General features: G+C 65.9%; 13 protein-coding genes. 11 read left to right on the top strand and 2 right to left on the bottom strand.

The annotated features are described in order from the left end of the window. Position 1 precedes the first annotated feature (1 nt). Positions 2-874: a GNAT family N-acetyltransferase gene (locus tag P0D70_RS13165; RefSeq protein ID WP_408184804.1), complete on the bottom strand. Its 873-nt coding sequence runs from the start codon at positions 872-874 to the stop codon at positions 2-4. 280 nt (positions 875-1,154) lie between these two features. On the opposite strand from P0D70_RS13165, the gene P0D70_RS13160 reads away from it, so the two are divergent. From P0D70_RS13160 to P0D70_RS13110, 11 genes are all read left to right on the top strand, one after another. After that, positions 1,155-2,633, top strand: a complete 1,479-nt coding sequence (locus P0D70_RS13160; RefSeq protein ID WP_408184803.1) for an aldehyde dehydrogenase family protein — start codon at positions 1,155-1,157, stop codon at positions 2,631-2,633. A gap of 298 nt (positions 2,634-2,931) precedes the next feature. Further along, positions 2,932-3,600, top strand: coding sequence for a haloacid dehalogenase type II (locus P0D70_RS13155; protein WP_091803081.1), 669 nt, complete (start codon positions 2,932-2,934; stop codon positions 3,598-3,600). A gap of 72 nt (positions 3,601-3,672) precedes the next feature. Then, a complete protein-coding gene (locus tag P0D70_RS13150; RefSeq protein WP_408184802.1) occupies positions 3,673-4,947 on the top strand; it encodes an NAD(P)/FAD-dependent oxidoreductase in 1,275 nt (424 codons plus the stop codon). Positions 4,948-5,026: 79 nt separating this feature from the next. Then, positions 5,027-6,643, top strand: coding sequence for an ABC transporter substrate-binding protein (locus P0D70_RS13145; RefSeq protein ID WP_091803074.1), 1,617 nt, complete (start codon positions 5,027-5,029; stop codon positions 6,641-6,643). A gap of 119 nt (positions 6,644-6,762) precedes the next feature. Further along, the gene (locus P0D70_RS13140) at positions 6,763-7,716 is read left to right on the top strand and encodes an ABC transporter permease (protein ID WP_091803071.1); all 954 of its coding nucleotides are present in this window, start codon (positions 6,763-6,765) and stop codon (positions 7,714-7,716) included. Further along, on the top strand, positions 7,713-8,663 hold the full coding sequence (locus P0D70_RS13135; RefSeq protein WP_091803068.1) for an ABC transporter permease: 951 nt from the start codon (positions 7,713-7,715) through the stop codon (positions 8,661-8,663). The genes P0D70_RS13140 and P0D70_RS13135 overlap by 4 nt, the downstream gene beginning before the upstream one ends. Continuing rightward, positions 8,663-10,507 (top strand): ABC transporter ATP-binding protein, encoded by a 1,845-nt coding sequence (locus P0D70_RS13130; RefSeq protein ID WP_408184801.1) that lies wholly within the window; start codon positions 8,663-8,665, stop codon positions 10,505-10,507. Before P0D70_RS13135 ends, P0D70_RS13130 begins: the two co-directional genes overlap by 1 nt. Then, positions 10,504-10,818, top strand: a complete 315-nt coding sequence (locus P0D70_RS13125) for a (2Fe-2S)-binding protein (RefSeq protein WP_091803062.1) — start codon at positions 10,504-10,506, stop codon at positions 10,816-10,818. The genes P0D70_RS13130 and P0D70_RS13125 overlap by 4 nt, the downstream gene beginning before the upstream one ends. Beyond that, the gene (locus tag P0D70_RS13120) at positions 10,803-12,197 is read left to right on the top strand and encodes an FAD/NAD(P)-dependent oxidoreductase (protein WP_408184800.1); all 1,395 of its coding nucleotides are present in this window, start codon (positions 10,803-10,805) and stop codon (positions 12,195-12,197) included. The genes P0D70_RS13125 and P0D70_RS13120 overlap by 16 nt, the downstream gene beginning before the upstream one ends. Beyond that, on the top strand, positions 12,194-13,363 hold the full coding sequence (locus tag P0D70_RS13115; RefSeq protein WP_408184799.1) for an NAD(P)/FAD-dependent oxidoreductase: 1,170 nt from the start codon (positions 12,194-12,196) through the stop codon (positions 13,361-13,363). The genes P0D70_RS13120 and P0D70_RS13115 overlap by 4 nt, the downstream gene beginning before the upstream one ends. Continuing rightward, positions 13,360-13,818, top strand: a complete 459-nt coding sequence (locus P0D70_RS13110) for a helix-turn-helix domain-containing protein (protein ID WP_408184798.1) — start codon at positions 13,360-13,362, stop codon at positions 13,816-13,818. The genes P0D70_RS13115 and P0D70_RS13110 overlap by 4 nt, the downstream gene beginning before the upstream one ends. Here P0D70_RS13110 and prpR read toward each other — a convergent pair. Further along, on the bottom strand, positions 13,775-15,742 hold the full coding sequence (gene prpR, locus P0D70_RS13105) for a propionate catabolism operon regulatory protein PrpR (protein ID WP_408184797.1): 1,968 nt from the start codon (positions 15,740-15,742) through the stop codon (positions 13,775-13,777). The genes P0D70_RS13110 and prpR overlap by 44 nt on opposite strands. Positions 15,743-16,048 lie beyond the last annotated feature (306 nt).

The following is a 16,048-nucleotide window of genomic DNA, read 5'->3' as shown; positions in this document are numbered from 1 at the left end:
GTCAGCAGATTGCCTGGTTGATGATGCCGTATTGCAGGTAATGCGCATCCTGTCCGCCGCTCGCGGCCTGGCCCGGCGTGGCGGGGCGGATCATTTTGACGACCGTGTCCACGCGCGGCAGCCCCAGCTGTTCCAGCCATTCGGTCAGACCGCTTTCGCCCGGCGTGTCGATACGCACGAACACGCCTTCGTTCAGCGCCAGCCAGTGGCTGATGAGCGCCTTCGCACGGCTCGATTCCTCCGAGGCGGGCGCGACCACCGGACCGATCGCAAAGCCGCGCCCGAAGCGGCGAAACAGTGCGAAGCCGATCAGTTCGCCGTCGCGGTCGAGCGCGATGCCGTCGGCGGCGCCCAGCAGTGCGGGCAACACTTCGCCGCGGTCCAGGCCGCTGGCCCGCGACGCCAGTTCGACCAGCCGCGCGGTATCGCTCGAACCGAGCGGACGCAACCGTTCGCCAGGCGGCAAGGACACGAGCGGCGGCTGGAACGCCGCGCCCTGATGCTGATCGAGCGTGCCGGTCGCGCGAAAGCCGAGCTTTTCATACAGTGGCTGGCCCGCGGGGGTGGCGTGCAGGAAGGTGACGCGCCCGCCCAGTTCTTCCAGCACCAGATCCATCAGCTTTCTGCCGATGCCGCGCCCCTGGTGCGCCGGCGACACGATCACCATGCCGAGCGAACCATGCTCGGCTCCGTATTTCCAGCACAGGGCGGTGCCGATCACACCGCTCGGGTCTTCCGCGACGAAGCCCACGCCCAGTTGCGCCACGAATCGCCAGTCGTCCGCGCGATGCGGCCATTTGACTTCGACGGTCAACGCGTGCGCAGCGGCGATGTCCTCGAGGGTGAAGCGTCTATAGGTAATCGAATCGGACACGCCGAGCTCCCTGATTGACTGAAGGCTTACGCCGTCACTGTGTCATCCGGTGCGCGGTGTGACTAGGACGATCTTTTTATCGCGGCCCCCGGAAAGGACCGCAGCGCAATTCGATGCAAAACGCCAGGTCCGGGCACGCATTACAGGTGAGTTCTGCTGCGCGGCGATTTTTGTCGGCGACATATGCCACGCCGCCGGCTCTACGATTTTGTCATGGCGGCAACGGTCTAGGGACCGCGCCGCGCGAGACCACCAGCCAGTCACACAGGACACCTCTCTCATGGACAGCTTCAATCCAGACGACGTCGCGATTCGCAGCGGACACTACATCGGCGGTGAATATGTCGAGGCGGGCGAGCATCGCATCGAGGTGGCGCGTCCATCGGACGGCGTGGTGTATGCCTCGGTGCCGCTCGCCGACGCCGCGATGGTGGACCGCGCCGTCGAGAACGCATGGCAGGCTTTCAAACACAGTGGCTGGGCGCGCATGGCGCCGCGCGAACGCGCGAAGATCCTGCGCCGTTTCGCCGAGCTGGTCGAAGCCGACGCGCCGACGCTCGGCCGTCTGGAAGCGCTCGGCTCGACGCGCCCGATTGCGCAGGCGATCGGCTGGGACGTGCCGTTCACCGCCGAGGGCATCCGCTTTTACGCCGAGTTCGCCGACAAGTTGGGTGGCGACGTGGCGGCCACCGATCACGATCATCTCGGCATGACGATCGCCGAACCCTACGGCGTGATCGGCGCGATCGCGCCATGGAATTTCCCGCTGGTCATGGCGTCGTGGAAGATCGCCCCGGCGCTGGCGGCCGGCAATGCGGTGGTGCTCAAGCCCTCGGAGATGACGCCGTTCTCGGTCTTGCGGCTCGCCGAACTGGCGGTGCAGGCGGGCGTGCCGGCCGGCATTTTCAACGTGATCCAGGGCGATGGCCGGGTGACCGGCGACGAACTGGTGCGCCATCCGAAGATCAGCAAGGTCACTTTCACGGGTTCCACGCGGACCGGCGCGTCGATCATGGCCGCGTGCGCTACCAGCGGCACCAAGCCGGTCACGCTCGAACTGGGTGGCAAAAGCCCGCAAATCGTATTCGCCGACGCGCCGCGTCTGGACGATGTGGCGCGCCGTATTGCCGGCGCGATCACGGGCAACGCGGGGCAAGTGTGCGTGGCGGGCTCGCGCCTGCTGGTCGAGCGCAGCCTCGCTGAGCCGCTTGCCGAACGCATCGGCAAGATCTTCGCCGAGTTGAAGCCCGGCGCGACATGGGCCGCGGGCACGACGCTCTCGCCGATCATTTCGGCGCCGCAGGCGGCGCGCATAGAAGGCATTGTCGGACGCACGCTGGAAGCCGGTGCGACGCTGCGCTACGGCGGCGTGAGAGCCGACGGCGGCGCTGATGGCGCGTTCTACGCCCCGACCTTGCTCACGGACGTCACGGCGCACTCCGAAGCGGTGCGCGAAGAAGTCTTCGGGCCGGTGCTGACGCTGCAAACCTTCGATACCGAAGAAGAAGCGCTCGCGCTCGCGCAGCATCCCGAGTACGGCCTCGCGGCCGGCGTGCATACCGCCGACCTCGGCCGGGCGCTGCGTTTCGTGCGCGGGCTCGAAGCAGGCACGGTGTGGGTGAACCGCTATGGCCGCACCTCGGACTTCATGATTCCCACGGGCGGCTACAAGCGCTCCGGCATCGGCAAGGACCTGGGCCGCCAAGCCTACGAGGCGAACCTGCGTTTCAAAAGCGTACTGATCGACCTGCGGGCCTGAAGACGCCTTTGAGCACCCGCCGGCCGCTTCGCGCACCGGTCGCAAACCCAGTAGGGGCAAGGGTTTAGCCTGATCGCCGCATTCTGTGCTGTCAGCGGCCCGAAAACGCATGGTTTGTGTCACCGGCAGCGCCCTAATCAGGAACATCTATGTTTTTGCGCTGATTAAATCTTTTACAGGAATTAGCTTTTGTCGATCTGAGCGGGTGCGAAGCACTTGCTCAGATCCCCTGCAAGATAGTTGCTGTTTTCGCCAATGAACTCCGACCACGAGTTCACCATCACGATAGGACTGCACCATGATCGAATTCGAACCGAAATACATCACCTTCGACTGCTACGGCACGCTGACCAAATTCCACATGGCCGACATGACGCGCGAGCAGTACGGTCATTTGCTGAACGGCGAAGACCTGGAAAAGCTCGTCGCGTTTTACTCGGGCTACCGTCGCGACGAAGTGCTCGGCGCATGGAAACCCTATCGCGACGTGGTGGTCAACGCGCTGCGCCGCGCGTGCAAGCGCATGAACGTCGAATTCAACGAAGCGGGCGCGCAAAGCATCTATGACGCCGTGCCGACCTGGGGTCCGCATCCGGACGTGCCGGAAGGCGTCGCCCGTCTGGCGAAGAAGTACAAGCTGGTGATTCTCTCGAACGCTTCGAACAACCAGATCCAGAGCAACGTCGACAAGCTCGGCGCGCCGTTCTACAAGGTCTTCACGGCCGAGCAGGCGCAGTCGTACAAGCCGCGCATGCAAGGTTTCGAATACATGTTCGACCAGCTCAACTGCAATCCGGAAGACGTGCTGCACGTGTCGTCGAGCCTGCGCTACGACCTGATGACCGCGCACGACCTGGGCATCAAGCACAAGGTCTTCGTCAACCGCGGCCACGAACCGTCGACGCCGTACTACCAGTACTACGAGGTCAACGACATTCCGCATCTGGCTTCGGAACTCGGCCTGTAAGCGCCGGTTGCATTTGCGCCCGCCAGACACTGCCCACCGCCTCGCTCATTGCCCATCTCAAGGACCTCACGGATGAAGCTCGATTCCTATTGGCTCGACACCGCGCCGCCACTGCTGTCGGCGTGCGAGGGTCCGGTCGACGGCCAGACCGATGTGGTCGTGATCGGCGGCGGCTTCACCGGACTGTCGGCGGCGCAGGCGTTGGGCAAGCGCGGCGCCACGGTGACCGTGCTCGACGCGGGTCGCATTGGCGGCGGCGCGTCCGGGCGCAACGGCGGCCAGGTCAATACCGGAGTCGCGCAGGACTTCGTCGCGCTGGTCGCGCAACTCGGTGTGGAGCGCGCGAGCGCCTGCTACCGCGCGTTTTCGGACGCGGTCGACACGGTCGAGCGTCTGATCCGCGAGGAAAACATCGACTGCAATTACATCGCGACCGGCAAGCTGAAGCTGGCGTCCAAGCCGCATCATCTTGCGCATCTGGAAAAGACGGCCGAAGCCATTCGCCGCGAAGTGGATACGGATATCGAACTGATCGACCGCAGCCGTATTCGCAGCGAAATTCAATCCGACAGCTTTTACGGCGGACTGCTGCAACGGCACGGCGGCCAGATGCACATGGGCAAGTTCACGGTGGGTCTCGCCGAGGCGGCGGTGCGCCGCGGCGCGAAGCTGTACGAGAACGCGGCGGTCACCGCCATCGCGAAAGACGGCGGCGGCTTTCGTATCACCTCGGCGCGCGGCGAAGTGCGCGCGAAGCAGGTGCTGATCGCCACCGGCCCGTCGCGGCACGGTCCGTTCGGCTGGTACCGCAGGCGTCTCGCGCCGGTCGGTTCGTTCATCGTGGTGACGGAGCCTGTGGCGCCGGCGTTGCTGGCGCAAGTGTTTCCGAACCGGCGTGCGTACACCACCACGCGTTTGATGCACAACTACTTTCGCGTGACGCCGGATTCGCGACTTCTGTTCGGCGGCCGCGCGCGTTTCACGGCGTCCGAGAGGCCGTCCGATGCGAAGAGCGGTCGCATCCTGCAAGAAGGCCTCGCCGCGATGTTCCCGATGCTCGCGCAGGCGCGCATCGACTATTGCTGGGGCGGTCTGGTGGACATGAGCGCCGATCGTTTGCCGCATGCCGGCCAGCACGACGGCATTTATTTTTCGATGGGCTACAGCGGCCACGGCACGCAGATGTCCACGCACATGGGCCAGGTCATGGCCGATGTGATGGACGGCCACGAAGACCAGAATCCGTGGCGCGAGTCCGAATGGCCCGCGATTCCCGGCCACACCGGCAAGCCCTGGTTCCTGCCGCTCGTGGGGACGTACTACCGCATCAAAGACATTTTTTATTGATCGTTTGTTGTTCGATTGGCAGTCAAAACCACGCAGCCACGCCTGCTTAACCTCGTTGCTCACCTCGCGGAGAAGTTCGATGAATAAGGAAAACTCGCAACATGGCGCTCTTGGACTCGGAAGCGAGTTGGAGCGATTGACTGCCAAAGGCGCGTCGCGGCGCGGCGTGCTGCGCGCAATGGCCGCCGCCGGCATGATGTCGGTCACCGGCGCCGGCTTGTTGACCGCCAGCGGCGCGGCGCTCGCGCAGGCCAAGCCGAAGCAGGGCGGCAAGATCCGTGTGGCGACGCAATCCGCTTCCGCGGCCGACACGCTCGACCCCGCGAAGGGTGCGCTCGGCACCGACTACGTCCGCGGCTTCATGTTCTACAACTGTCTGACCGAACTCGATGCGCATCTCGGCGCGAAGATGTCGCTGGCGACCTCGCTCGATACGAAAGACGCCACCGTGTGGGTCGTCAAGCTGCGCAATGGTGTGCAGTTCCACGACGGCAAAGCGCTCGCGCCGGCCGACGTGGTGTATTCGATCATGCGCCACAAGGATCCGGCCACCGCCTCGAAAGCGAAGACGCTGGCCGATCAGATCAAGGAAGTGAAGGCCACCGGCCCGAACGAAGTGACGATCACGCTGGAAGGCCCGAACGCCGATCTTCCGGTGATCCTCGCCACCTCGCATTTCCAGATCATCAAGGACGGCACCAAGGACTTCAAGACGGCGATCGGCACCGGCCCGTTCAAGGTCAAGGAATTCTCGCCGGGCGTGCGCACGGTCGGCGTGAGAAACGAGAAGTACTGGAAGCCGGGCATGCCGCACCTGGACGAGATCGAACTGATCGGCATTGGCGACGAATCGGCGCGCGTAAACGCGCTGCTCTCGGGCGACGTGCAACTGATCAACGCGGTGAGCCCGCGTTCGACCACCCAGATCAAGGGCGCGGGTGGTTTCTCCGTGCTGGAGACGAAAACCGGCCTGTACACCGACCTGGTTGTGCGCGACGAAGGCGGCATTACCGGCAACGACGATTTCCGGCGTGGCATGATGTATTTGCAAGACCGCGAGCAGATGCGCCGCGCGATCTTCCAGGGTTACGGCACGATCGGCAACGACCAGCCGATCGATCCGACCAACAAGTACTACCTGGCCGGCTTGCCGCAGCGCACCTTCGATCCGGACAAGGCGAAGTTCCATTTCCAGAAGGCGAAGGTCGGCAGCGCGCCGATCCAGATTTTTGCTTCGCCGGCGGCCGAAGGCTCGGTTGAAATGGCGATGTTCCTGCAGCAGGTCGCGCCGCAAGCCGGTCTGAATCTGCAAGTGTCGCGCGTGCCGGCCGACGGCTACTGGTCGAACCACTGGATGAAGCATCCGCTGGGTTTCGGCAATGTGAATGCGCGCCCGAGCGCCGACGTGATCTTCACGCAGTTCTTCAAGTCGGACGCGCCGTGGAACGAAGCGAACTGGAAAAGCCCGAAGTTCGACCAACTGCTGCTTCAGGCACGCGGCGAACCGGACGACGCCAAGCGCAAGAAGATCTACGGCGACATGCAGGTGCTGGTGCATGAAACGGGTGGTGTCGGCATTCCGCTGTTCCAGAGTTCGCTCGACGCGTACACGGACAAGCTCAAGGGTCTCGGCTCGATTCCGCTCGCCGGCCTGATGGGTTTCATGTTCGCGGAAAATGTCTGGCTCGAGGCCTGAGCCGGATCTGAAGGGCGGTTACGAAGGGTTTCCGGTCTGACGAACTGGAAAGTCACACCCTGCAACACGCGCGCCGCGTTTCGAGCGGCGCGCGGCTTCAACTGAAGAGGCGACTCTCGATGAAAGCACATGCGCAACGTCTCATCGCCGCGCGCCTCGGCCTCGCGCTACTCACGCTGCTGCTGGTGTCGGCAGTCGTGTTCGCCGTCACCGGGCTGCTTCCCGGCGACGCGGCCCAGCAGGCGCTCGGCCAGGCGGCGACCCCCGAAGCCGTTGCCGCCTTGCGGCATCAATTCGGCCTCGACCAGCCCGCGCTGCAACGCTACTGCGTGTGGCTTCTGCATGTGGTCAGCGGCAACTTCGGCACCTCGCTGTCGAACAATCTGCCGGTCAGCCAGCTGATCGCGACGCGGCTGCCCAACTCGCTCGCGCTGGCCGGCCTGACGGCAGTGGTCGCGGTGCCCGTGGCGCTCCTGATCGGCATTTCGTCGGCGATGTTCCGCGGCTCGCTGCTCGACCGCACGCTCAACGTGCTCACACTGTCGACCGTCGCGGTGCCGGAATTCCTGATCGCGACGATCGCCGTGCTGATCTTCGCCGTCAAACTGCGCTGGCTGCCGGCGCTGTCGTATCTGTCGGAAGTGCATTCGTTCGGCGCGCTGCTGCGCATCTACGCAATGCCGGTGATGACGCTGTGCTGCGTGCTGGTCGCGCAGATGGCGCGCATGACGCGCGCCGCGGTGCTCGATCAGCTCAATTCGTCGTACGTGGAAATGGCCTTGCTCAAGGGCGCCTCGCCGGTGCGCGTGGTGTGGCGGCACGTGCTGCCGAACACCATCGGCCCGATCGCCAACGCCGTGGCGCTGAGTCTGTCGTATCTGTTCGGCGGCGTGGTGATCGTCGAATCGATCTTCAACTATCCGGGCCTCGCGAGCCTGATGGTGGATGCCGTGACCAACCGCGACATGCCGCTCGTGCAGGGCTGCGTCATGGTGTTCTGCGCGGCGTATCTGGCGCTCGTGCTGATCGCCGACCTGTGTCAAATCGTATCCAACCCGAGGCTGCGTCGATGATGAGCCAACCTACCAATCCCCACCACATTCCCCACGCGGGCACGGAACTGTACGACGTGCGCCGCGACGAACTGGTCGTCGAGCCCGCGCCCGTGGAAGCGGTTGCGCTGAAACAGGGCGTGCTCAAACGCCTCGTCCACCGCTTCTCGGTACTCGGTCTGATCGGTCTGCTGATGGTAGCGTTCTGGCTGCTGGTCGCGTTCATCGGGCCGCTCGTCGCACCGTACAAAGGCGGCGCGCTGACCTCGACGGAAATTTTCGGCCGCTATAGCGCGGCGTATCCGCTCGGCACCGACTATCTCGGCCGCGACATGCTCAGCCGGATTCTCTACGGCGCGCGCTACACGGTCGGCCTGGCGCTCGCCGCGGCGGTGCTCGCGAGCGTGATCGGCACGTTCTTCGGCCTGCTCGCGGCGGTGTCGGGCCGCTGGGTCGATGAAATCCTGAGCCGTCTGTTCGACGCGCTGATTTCGATTCCGAGCAAGGTGCTCGCGCTCGTCGTGATCGCCGCGTTCGGCTCGTCGATCCCGATGCTGACCACAGTCGCCGCGCTGGCCTATATTCCCGGCGCGTTCCGGATTTCGCGCTCGCTCGCGGTGAACCTGATGGGCCTCGAATACGTGCAGGTGGCGAGAGCGCGCGGCGAAGGCATCTTCTATATCGCGCGGGTCGAAGTGCTGCCCAACATGATTCACCCGATGCTCGCCGACTTCGGCCTGCGCTTCGTGTTCATCGTGCTGCTGCTGAGCGGGCTCTCTTTCCTCGGCCTTGGCGTGCAGCCGCCGAACGCCGATTGGGGTTCGCTCGTGCGCGAGAACATCGGCGGCCTGTCGGAAGGCGCGCCCGCCGTGCTGATGCCGGCCGTCGCGATTGCGACGCTGACCATCGGCATGAATCTGCTGATCGACAACCTGCGGCGTCGCGGCCGTAGCCACGGAGGTGCGTGATGGCTGAGCGGGACATGATCGAAGTGAGGGGCCTGAGAGTCGTCGCGGGTGCGGCGCCGGGGCCGGTGATGGAGATCGTCAAGGGTGTCGATTTCTCGGTGAAGAAGGGCGAAGTGCTCGCGCTGATCGGCGAGTCCGGCTCGGGCAAGACCACCATCGCGCTGTCGCTGCTCGGCTATGCGCGAGCCGGCTGTGCGATCAGCGGCGGGTCGGTGCGCATCGGCGAGGTCGACGTGTTGTCGCTCGACGCGAAAGGCCGCCGAGCGTTGCGCGCGCGCACCGTCGCGTATGTCGCGCAAAGCGCGGCGGCCGGCTTCAATCCGGCGCGCACGATCATGGATCAGGTCACCGAACCGGCGCTGCTGCATCACCTCATGACCAAAGAGGCGGCGTGCGCCAAAGCGATTGGCCTGTTCCGCTCGCTCGCGTTGCCCGCGCCGGAAACGATCGGCGAGCGCTATCCGCACCAGGTGTCCGGCGGGCAGTTGCAACGTTTGATGGCGGCGATGGCGTTGATCACCGACCCGGCCGTCGTCGTGTTCGACGAGCCGACCACCGCGCTCGACGTCACCACGCAGATCGAAGTGCTCGCGGCCTTCAAGAAAGTGGTTCGCGAACTCGGCACCACGGCCGTCTACGTATCGCACGATCTGGCAGTGGTCGCGCAAATGGCGGACCGCATCGTCGTCCTGAACGGCGGCGCGGTGAAGGAAAACGGCGCGGTCGCGCAAGTGCTCGACGCCCCCGTGGATGCGTACACGCGCCAGTTGCTGGCCGCCACGCGCCGTCCGGAAGCGGTGCTGGAATTGCCGCCGACCCTGGGCAAGCACGTGCCGCCGCTGCTGGAGATTCGCGGACTGTCCGCGGGTTATGGCCGCATCGACCGGTATGGCGCGCCCGCCGTGCGCGTGCTCGACGACGTCAGTCTGTCGATTCCGCGCGGCAGCACGCTCGGCGTGATCGGCGAATCCGGCTCCGGCAAGACGACGCTCGCGCGCGTGGTGGCGGGTCTGGTCGACCGGGCGCGCGGCGAGGTGCTGTTCAACGGCGAGTCGCTGCCGGCGCAGCTCTCGCGCCGCACGCCGGAGCAATACCGGCAGATCCAGATCGTGTTTCAGAACGCCGACACGGCGTTGAACCCGAGCCACTCGATCGCTGACATCCTCGCCCGGCCGCTCGCGTTCTATAACCATCTGCGTGGCTCGGCGGCGAAGAAGCGCATGCTGGAACTGCTCGATCTGGTGAAGCTGCCGGCCTCCATCGCCACGCGCACGCCGGCGGGGCTCTCGGGCGGCCAGAAGCAGCGTGTGAATCTGGCGCGCGCGCTCGCCGCCAATCCCGCGTTGATTCTGTGCGACGAAGTGACTTCCGCGCTCGACACGGTGGTCGGCGCGGCGATCCTCGATCTGCTCGGCGAATTGCGACGCGAACTGGGCGTGTCGTACATGTTCATCAGCCACGATATTTCAACGGTCCGCGCCATCTGCGACGAAGTGATCGTGCTGTATGCCGGGCATCGCGTGGAAGCGGGGCAGCGAGATGTGCTCGCCGCGCCGCCGTATCACCCGTACACGGGCTTGCTGGTGGATTCGGTGCCGGCGCTCAAACCCGGCTGGCTCGACGCGCGCCGCGAGATCGTCGCCACCGCTTTGCCGGCAATGGGCGAAAGCGCCGATATTGCCGAGCTGTGTTCGTTTCGCGCGCGCTGTCCGGTGCGTATCGACGGCAAGTGCAACGTGACGCCGCCCTCGGTGAAGCGGCTGCCCTCGGGCGCGGAGATTCTGTGCCACCATCCGGCCGCCGAACTGAACCGTTTGCAGTCCGTGGAGGCGACCCCGGCATGAGCGGACGATTTGTGCGCGTCGCGGAAGCCGGCCGCAAGACCTTTCCGATTACCGTGGACGGCGTGGTGCGCGAAGCCGCCGAAGGCGACACGCTGATGGTCGCATTGCTCACCGGCACGCGCACGTTGCGCGATTCCGAATTCGGCGACGGCCGGCGCGCGGGCTTCTGCCTGATGGGCGCCTGCCAGGACTGCTGGGTGTGGACCGCGCAAGGCGAGCGCGTGCGGGCTTGCAGCACGCCGGCCACGCCCGGCATGTCGATCGTCACGAAACTGGCGGATGCCGGGGAGGGTGTATGGCCCCGCGTGTAGTGATCATCGGGGCCGGGCCGGCGGGTGTGCGCGCGGCGCAGGCGCTGGTCGAAGCGGGGCTGCGGCCTGTCGTTATCGACGAATCGCGGCGCGACGGCGGACAGATTTATCGGCGTCAGCCGGAAGGCTTTTCGCGCAGCTATGACACGCTCTATGGCACCGAGGCCGCGCGTGCCGCGTCGCTGCATCAGAGCTTCGACGCGCTGAAAAGCAGGATCGACTATCTGCCGGAAACGCTGGTCTGGAATATCTCGCCGAACACCGTGCATCTGGTGAGCGGCACGCGTTACCGCACGCTCGTATTCGATGCGCTGATCGTCTGCAGCGGCGCGACGGACCGGCTGATGCCCGTCAAGGGCTGGCATCACGCCGGCACTTATAGTCTCGGCGGCGCGCAGGTCGCGCTGAAGTCGCAGGGCTGCGCGATCGGCTCGCGCATCGTGATGATGGGCAGCGGGCCGCTGCTGTATCTCGTGGCCGCGCAGTACGTGAAGGCGGGCGCGCAGGTGGCGGCGGTGCTCGACACTTCGACGTTCATGCAGCGCGTGGCCGCGTTGCCGCGTCTGCTGGCGATTCCCGCCGCGCTCAGAAAAGGTATTGCGTTGACGCGCGTGCTCGCCGACGCGCGCGTGCCGGTTCATCGCGGCGTGCAACCGCTCGAAATCAAAGGCACGCCGCGCGACGGCGTGAGCGCGGTCGAGGTCGCGCTACCCAATGGCAAGCGCCTCGAACTGGCATGCGATGCGGTTGCGCTCGGCTACCACCTGCGGCCCGAGACGCAACTCGCGGACCTCGCGGGTTGCCGCTTCGTGTTCGACGACAACGCCCAGCAGTGGCTGCCGCAAATCGATGCCGACGGCCGCAGCAGCATCAAGGGCGTCTACCTGGCGGGCGACGGCGCGAGAGTGCGCGGTGCCGACGCGGCGGAACGCTCGGGCCGTCTCGCGGCGCTCGCGGCGATGCAGGATCACGGCATGCCGGTCAACGGCGTGGAGCGCTTGCGCGCCGAACTCGCGCGCTTCACGCGGTTTGCCGCGGGCTTGCGCGAAGCTTTCCCGTGGCCGGCGAAGTTCGCCGCGTCGCTGCCGGACGAGACGATCGTCTGCCGATGCGAAGCGATTACCGCGGGCGAATTGCGCCGCGTGGTCCGCGCGAGCGGCGCGAAGGAAGCCAATCGCGCGAAGGCGTTTTCGCGCGTCGGCATGGGCCGTTGCCAGGGGCGTTATTGTGGCCACGCCGGCGCGGAGATCATCGCGGCGGCGGCGTGCGTGCCGCTGTCGTCAGTGGGACGGCTGCGCGGCCAGGCGCCGGTCAAACCGCTGCCCGTGGCGCTGACCGAAGAGGCGATCGACGAAACGAGCAGCGAGGTGAGCCAATGAGCGCGACGACTCGCAACGAAGCCGATGTGATCGTGATCGGCGGCGGCATCATGGGGACGACGACGGCGTTCTTCCTGCGTCAGCGCAATCGCTCGGTGATTCTGCTCGAACGCGGACTCACCGGCCAGCAGGCAAGCGGCGTGAACTTCGGCGGCATTCGCCGGCAGGGCCGCGCGCTGCCGCAACTGGCCATGGCCAACCGCGCGCTGCGCACGTGGCAACGCTCGGCGGAACTGCTCGGCGAAGACATCGAGTTTCTGCCTTCGGGCCACACGCGCGTGTGCTACCACCAGAAGGATGTCGAGAATTTCGATCAGTATGCGATCGACGCGCGCGCCTACGGACTCGAACTCGAAGTGCTGCATGGCGACGCCATGTTCAGGCGCTTTCCGTTTCTCGGCCGCGAAGTGCTGGCGGCCTCGATCTCGCCGCTCGACGGCCATGCCAATCCGCGCCTCGCCGCGCCCGCGTTCGGTCGCGCGGCTGCGCGGCTCGGCGCACAGGTGATCGAGGACACGGAGATCGTTCGCGTGGAAAAGGATGGTGGCCGGTTTCGCGTGGAAAGCGCGCGTGGCGACGTCTACTGGGCAGCGCAGCTGGTGATCTGCGCCGGCGCGTGGGCGAGCCGCCTGACCGAACAGTTCGGCGAATCCGTGCCGCTGACCGCGCGGGGGCCGCAAATGTGCGTGACCGAGCCGGTGCCGTACGTATTCAAATCGTCGATGGGCGTGTTCACGTCGATCAAGGAAGAGAGCATCTACTTCCGCCAGATTCCGCGCGGCAACATCATCGTCGGCGGCGGTCCTGCTGGTCCCGCCGACGCCGTGACGCGCCGCGCCTCCGTGTTGCCCATCAACACCGTGCGGCAACTGGCGCAAATGCGCCGGCTCGTGCCCGCGTTGGCGCCGCTGCATGTGATTCGTGTCTGGAGCGGCGTGGAAAGCTATCTGCCCGACAGCGAGCCGGTGATCGGTCGGAGCGGCCAGGTCGACGGCCTTTACTACGCGTTCGGCTTCAGCGGCTCGGGCTTTCAGATCGGTCCGGGCGTCGGCGAGACGCTCGCGGAACTGGTCGATACGGGCAGCACGGCGATTCCTCTCGACCCGTTTTCCATTCGGCGTTTCGCGAAACAACCGGCGGCCCGCTCGACTATCGTGACGTCATGAAACAGTCCATCAGCCTCAACGCGGCCCGCGCGTTCATCGAAGCCCATTTCGACGAACCGGTGACGCTCGCCCAACTCGCCGCGCTCTCCGCGCTCAGCGTGTCGCGCTTCGCCACGGTGTTCCGGCAGCAATATGGATCGTCTCCATACCGCTATCTGTGCGGCCTGCGGATTCAACGCGCGCAGACGCTGTTGCTCGAAGGCGTGCCGGGATCGGTCGTCGCGACGGAAGTCGGCTTCTTCGACCAAAGCCATTTCGGCCGCCATTTCAAGCGATGCTGCGGCATGACGCCCAGCATGTTCATCGCGCGCGCCGCTGCCGGCAGCAACGCGATCACGAGCGCCGGCACTGCGGCGATCAGCGCCGTGCGGCCGGCGCGGCATGGCGGCGCGGGCAACGCCGGCGCCACGCCTACTGCGCCGCGTTCAGCTTCCGCCATAACGTCGTCTTGCTGATGCCGAGCGCCTCGCAGACGGCGTCGCGATCGCCTTCGTGCGCGGCGAGCGCGGCGCGGATTTCGTCGGCTTCCACGTGACGGCTGCGTTCGCGTAGCGATAGCGCGGCTTTCCTCGCGCGCGCGTGAGGCTCGGCGATTTCCGGCGCGAGCGTGCGCAACATGTCGCGGGTGAAAGCGGATTCGGTGGCGTCTGCGTTGGTGTCTTCAGGGGCCGCGTCGGCGAGTTCCACGGCGATCCGTTCAATCACGTTCTGCAGTTCGCGCACGTTGCCGGGCCACGCGTAACGCTTGAGCGGCTCGTCGAGTGGGGCGAGCACGCGTTCGGCGGCAGCCGCGTCCGGCACACGCGCCGCGAGCCTCGGTTCACGCGCCACGGCTTGCAGCAGCAGTTGGGCGGCGAGCGGCAGCAGGTCGGTCGGCCGCTCGCGCAGCGGCGGCAATGCGATGCTGAGAATGTTGAGGCGGTAGTACAGGTCGGCCCGAAAGCTGCCCGCTTCGATGCCCTCGGTCAAGCCGCGATGCGTCGCCGCGACCACGCGAATATCGACCCGCGTCGGCTCCGTCGAGCCGAGCCGCACGACCTCGCGTTCCTGGAGCACGCGCAACAGCCGGCTTTGCAGCGACAGCGGCATCTCGCCGATTTCATCCAGAAACAGCGTGCCGCGGTGCGCCACTTCGATCAGCCCGGCCTTGCCGCCCTTGCGCGCGCCGGTAAATGCGCCTTCTTCGTAGCCGAACAACTCGCTTTCCAGCAGCGCCTCGGGAAACGCGCCGCAATTGATCGCGACGAACGCGAAGTCGCGCCGCGCGCTCAACTGATGCATGCTCTGCGCGACCATCTCCTTACCCGTGCCGCTTTCGCCGAGAATCAATACGGTGGCATCCGAGCGCGCATAGCGCTTGACGAGCGTACGCACCCGTTCCATCGATTCGGACGCGCCGACGATATCGTCGAGCCGGTAACGCGCGCTGAACTGCTGCACGCGCTGGCGCGAACGCAGCGTCCGGTCGAGCCGTTCGACCGCGCGCGATTCCTGAAACGTCAGCACGGTGCCCGCCGCCGAGCCGCTGCTCGCCAGCGGCCCGCGATGCACGACATAGCTCACGCCGCGCACCGTGCAGAACCCGTCGCCGTCCGCGTCCGGCAGACTGCCCGCGAGATCTGGCGCGAGTTCGAGCAGCACGCGGCCAACGGCGTGTGCCGCGTCGAGGCCGAGCACGCTCGCGAGGCGCTGGTTCATTGCTTCGACGCGGCCTTGCGCGTCGAGCGCGACGACGCCGTCGCGCAGATGCTGCAACAGATTGTCGAGCCGCTGACGTCGAACCGTTTCGCGGCGCGTGGCCTGCGCGACTTCGAGCGCGGTGTCGAAGGCCGCGCGCACGGAAGCGCGCGAGTAGAGAAACACCGCGCCCATGCCGGCATTCGCGGCGAGATCCGTGACGAGTCCGGGGCCGACCACCACCTCGATGCCGCGATCGCGCAGATCGAGCACGAGGCTTTCCGCATCCTGCGCCGATTGATAGGAAGCGAACGTGATGTCGAGTGCGAAAGCGGCCGTGAAACGCCGCACTTCGTCGGGTGTGTCGCCGTGCGTGACGAGCGCGACCTTCGCGCCGTCGCGGCGCGCGCGCGCGAGCGCGTGCATCACGTCGAAACCGGTCGGGCCGATCAGCACGACCGGCACCGACACGCGCGTCTTCAGATACGCGCCGTTCGAGCCGCCGGCAATCACGACATCAGGACGACCCGCGCCCGCGGCCTCGACTTCGCGCACGGCGTCTTCGAAACCGTGCGAGACGATGCGCAGGTCCGCGCGCTCCACGTATTCGCCGGCGATATCGAAAAACAGATCGCGCAGGCGGCTGATGCTGAGCGCCCAGATGCGGGGGCGCTGGGCGGGTTCGAAAAGAGGTGTGCTCAAGGCAGGGCGGCTCGCGGCGGTGCTAGGAAAGTCCACCCATTATGCGCGCATCCATTTCCAATCTGAAATCCACGTTTCATTTCTGAAATCGGATCGAGGCGGGCGCGGACAGCAGTCCTTTTTTAAATCAGACACTTAGCGCGCGTGCGCGTGGCTGGCCCGTTCTTTGCGTTTTGGGATGCGGTCCAACATATCCCCCATGCATCTGGAGACGAAGTCATGAGCGAAGCAGATAACAGTACGCCGAACACAGGCGCGTTCAAACCGAAGAAATCCGTCGCCCTGTCCGGCGTGACGGCGGGCAAT

Origin of the sequence: Paraburkholderia sp. RL17-381-BIF-C (assembly GCF_046026435.1) — a bacterium.
In the GTDB taxonomy this organism is placed as follows: domain Bacteria; phylum Pseudomonadota; class Gammaproteobacteria; order Burkholderiales; family Burkholderiaceae; genus Paraburkholderia.
This window is presented reverse-complemented; position numbering and strand designations above follow the sequence as displayed.

What these genes read in the sequence shown, in the direction of transcription:
- P0D70_RS13160 (WP_408184803.1), top strand. Translation starts at nt 1,155, where the DNA reads ATGGACAGCTTCAATCCAGACGACGTCGCGATTCGCAGCGGACACTAC.
- P0D70_RS13155 (WP_091803081.1), top strand. Translation starts at nt 2,932, where the DNA reads ATGATCGAATTCGAACCGAAATACATCACCTTCGACTGCTACGGCACG.
- P0D70_RS13150 (WP_408184802.1), top strand. Translation starts at nt 3,673, where the DNA reads ATGAAGCTCGATTCCTATTGGCTCGACACCGCGCCGCCACTGCTGTCG.
- P0D70_RS13145 (WP_091803074.1), top strand. Translation starts at nt 5,027, where the DNA reads ATGAATAAGGAAAACTCGCAACATGGCGCTCTTGGACTCGGAAGCGAG.
- P0D70_RS13140 (WP_091803071.1), top strand. Translation starts at nt 6,763, where the DNA reads ATGAAAGCACATGCGCAACGTCTCATCGCCGCGCGCCTCGGCCTCGCG.
- P0D70_RS13135 (WP_091803068.1), top strand. Translation starts at nt 7,713, where the DNA reads ATGATGAGCCAACCTACCAATCCCCACCACATTCCCCACGCGGGCACG.
- P0D70_RS13130 (WP_408184801.1), top strand. Translation starts at nt 8,663, where the DNA reads ATGGCTGAGCGGGACATGATCGAAGTGAGGGGCCTGAGAGTCGTCGCG.
- P0D70_RS13125 (WP_091803062.1), top strand. Translation starts at nt 10,504, where the DNA reads ATGAGCGGACGATTTGTGCGCGTCGCGGAAGCCGGCCGCAAGACCTTT.
- P0D70_RS13120 (WP_408184800.1), top strand. Translation starts at nt 10,803, where the DNA reads ATGGCCCCGCGTGTAGTGATCATCGGGGCCGGGCCGGCGGGTGTGCGC.
- P0D70_RS13115 (WP_408184799.1), top strand. Translation starts at nt 12,194, where the DNA reads ATGAGCGCGACGACTCGCAACGAAGCCGATGTGATCGTGATCGGCGGC.
- P0D70_RS13110 (WP_408184798.1), top strand. Translation starts at nt 13,360, where the DNA reads ATGAAACAGTCCATCAGCCTCAACGCGGCCCGCGCGTTCATCGAAGCC.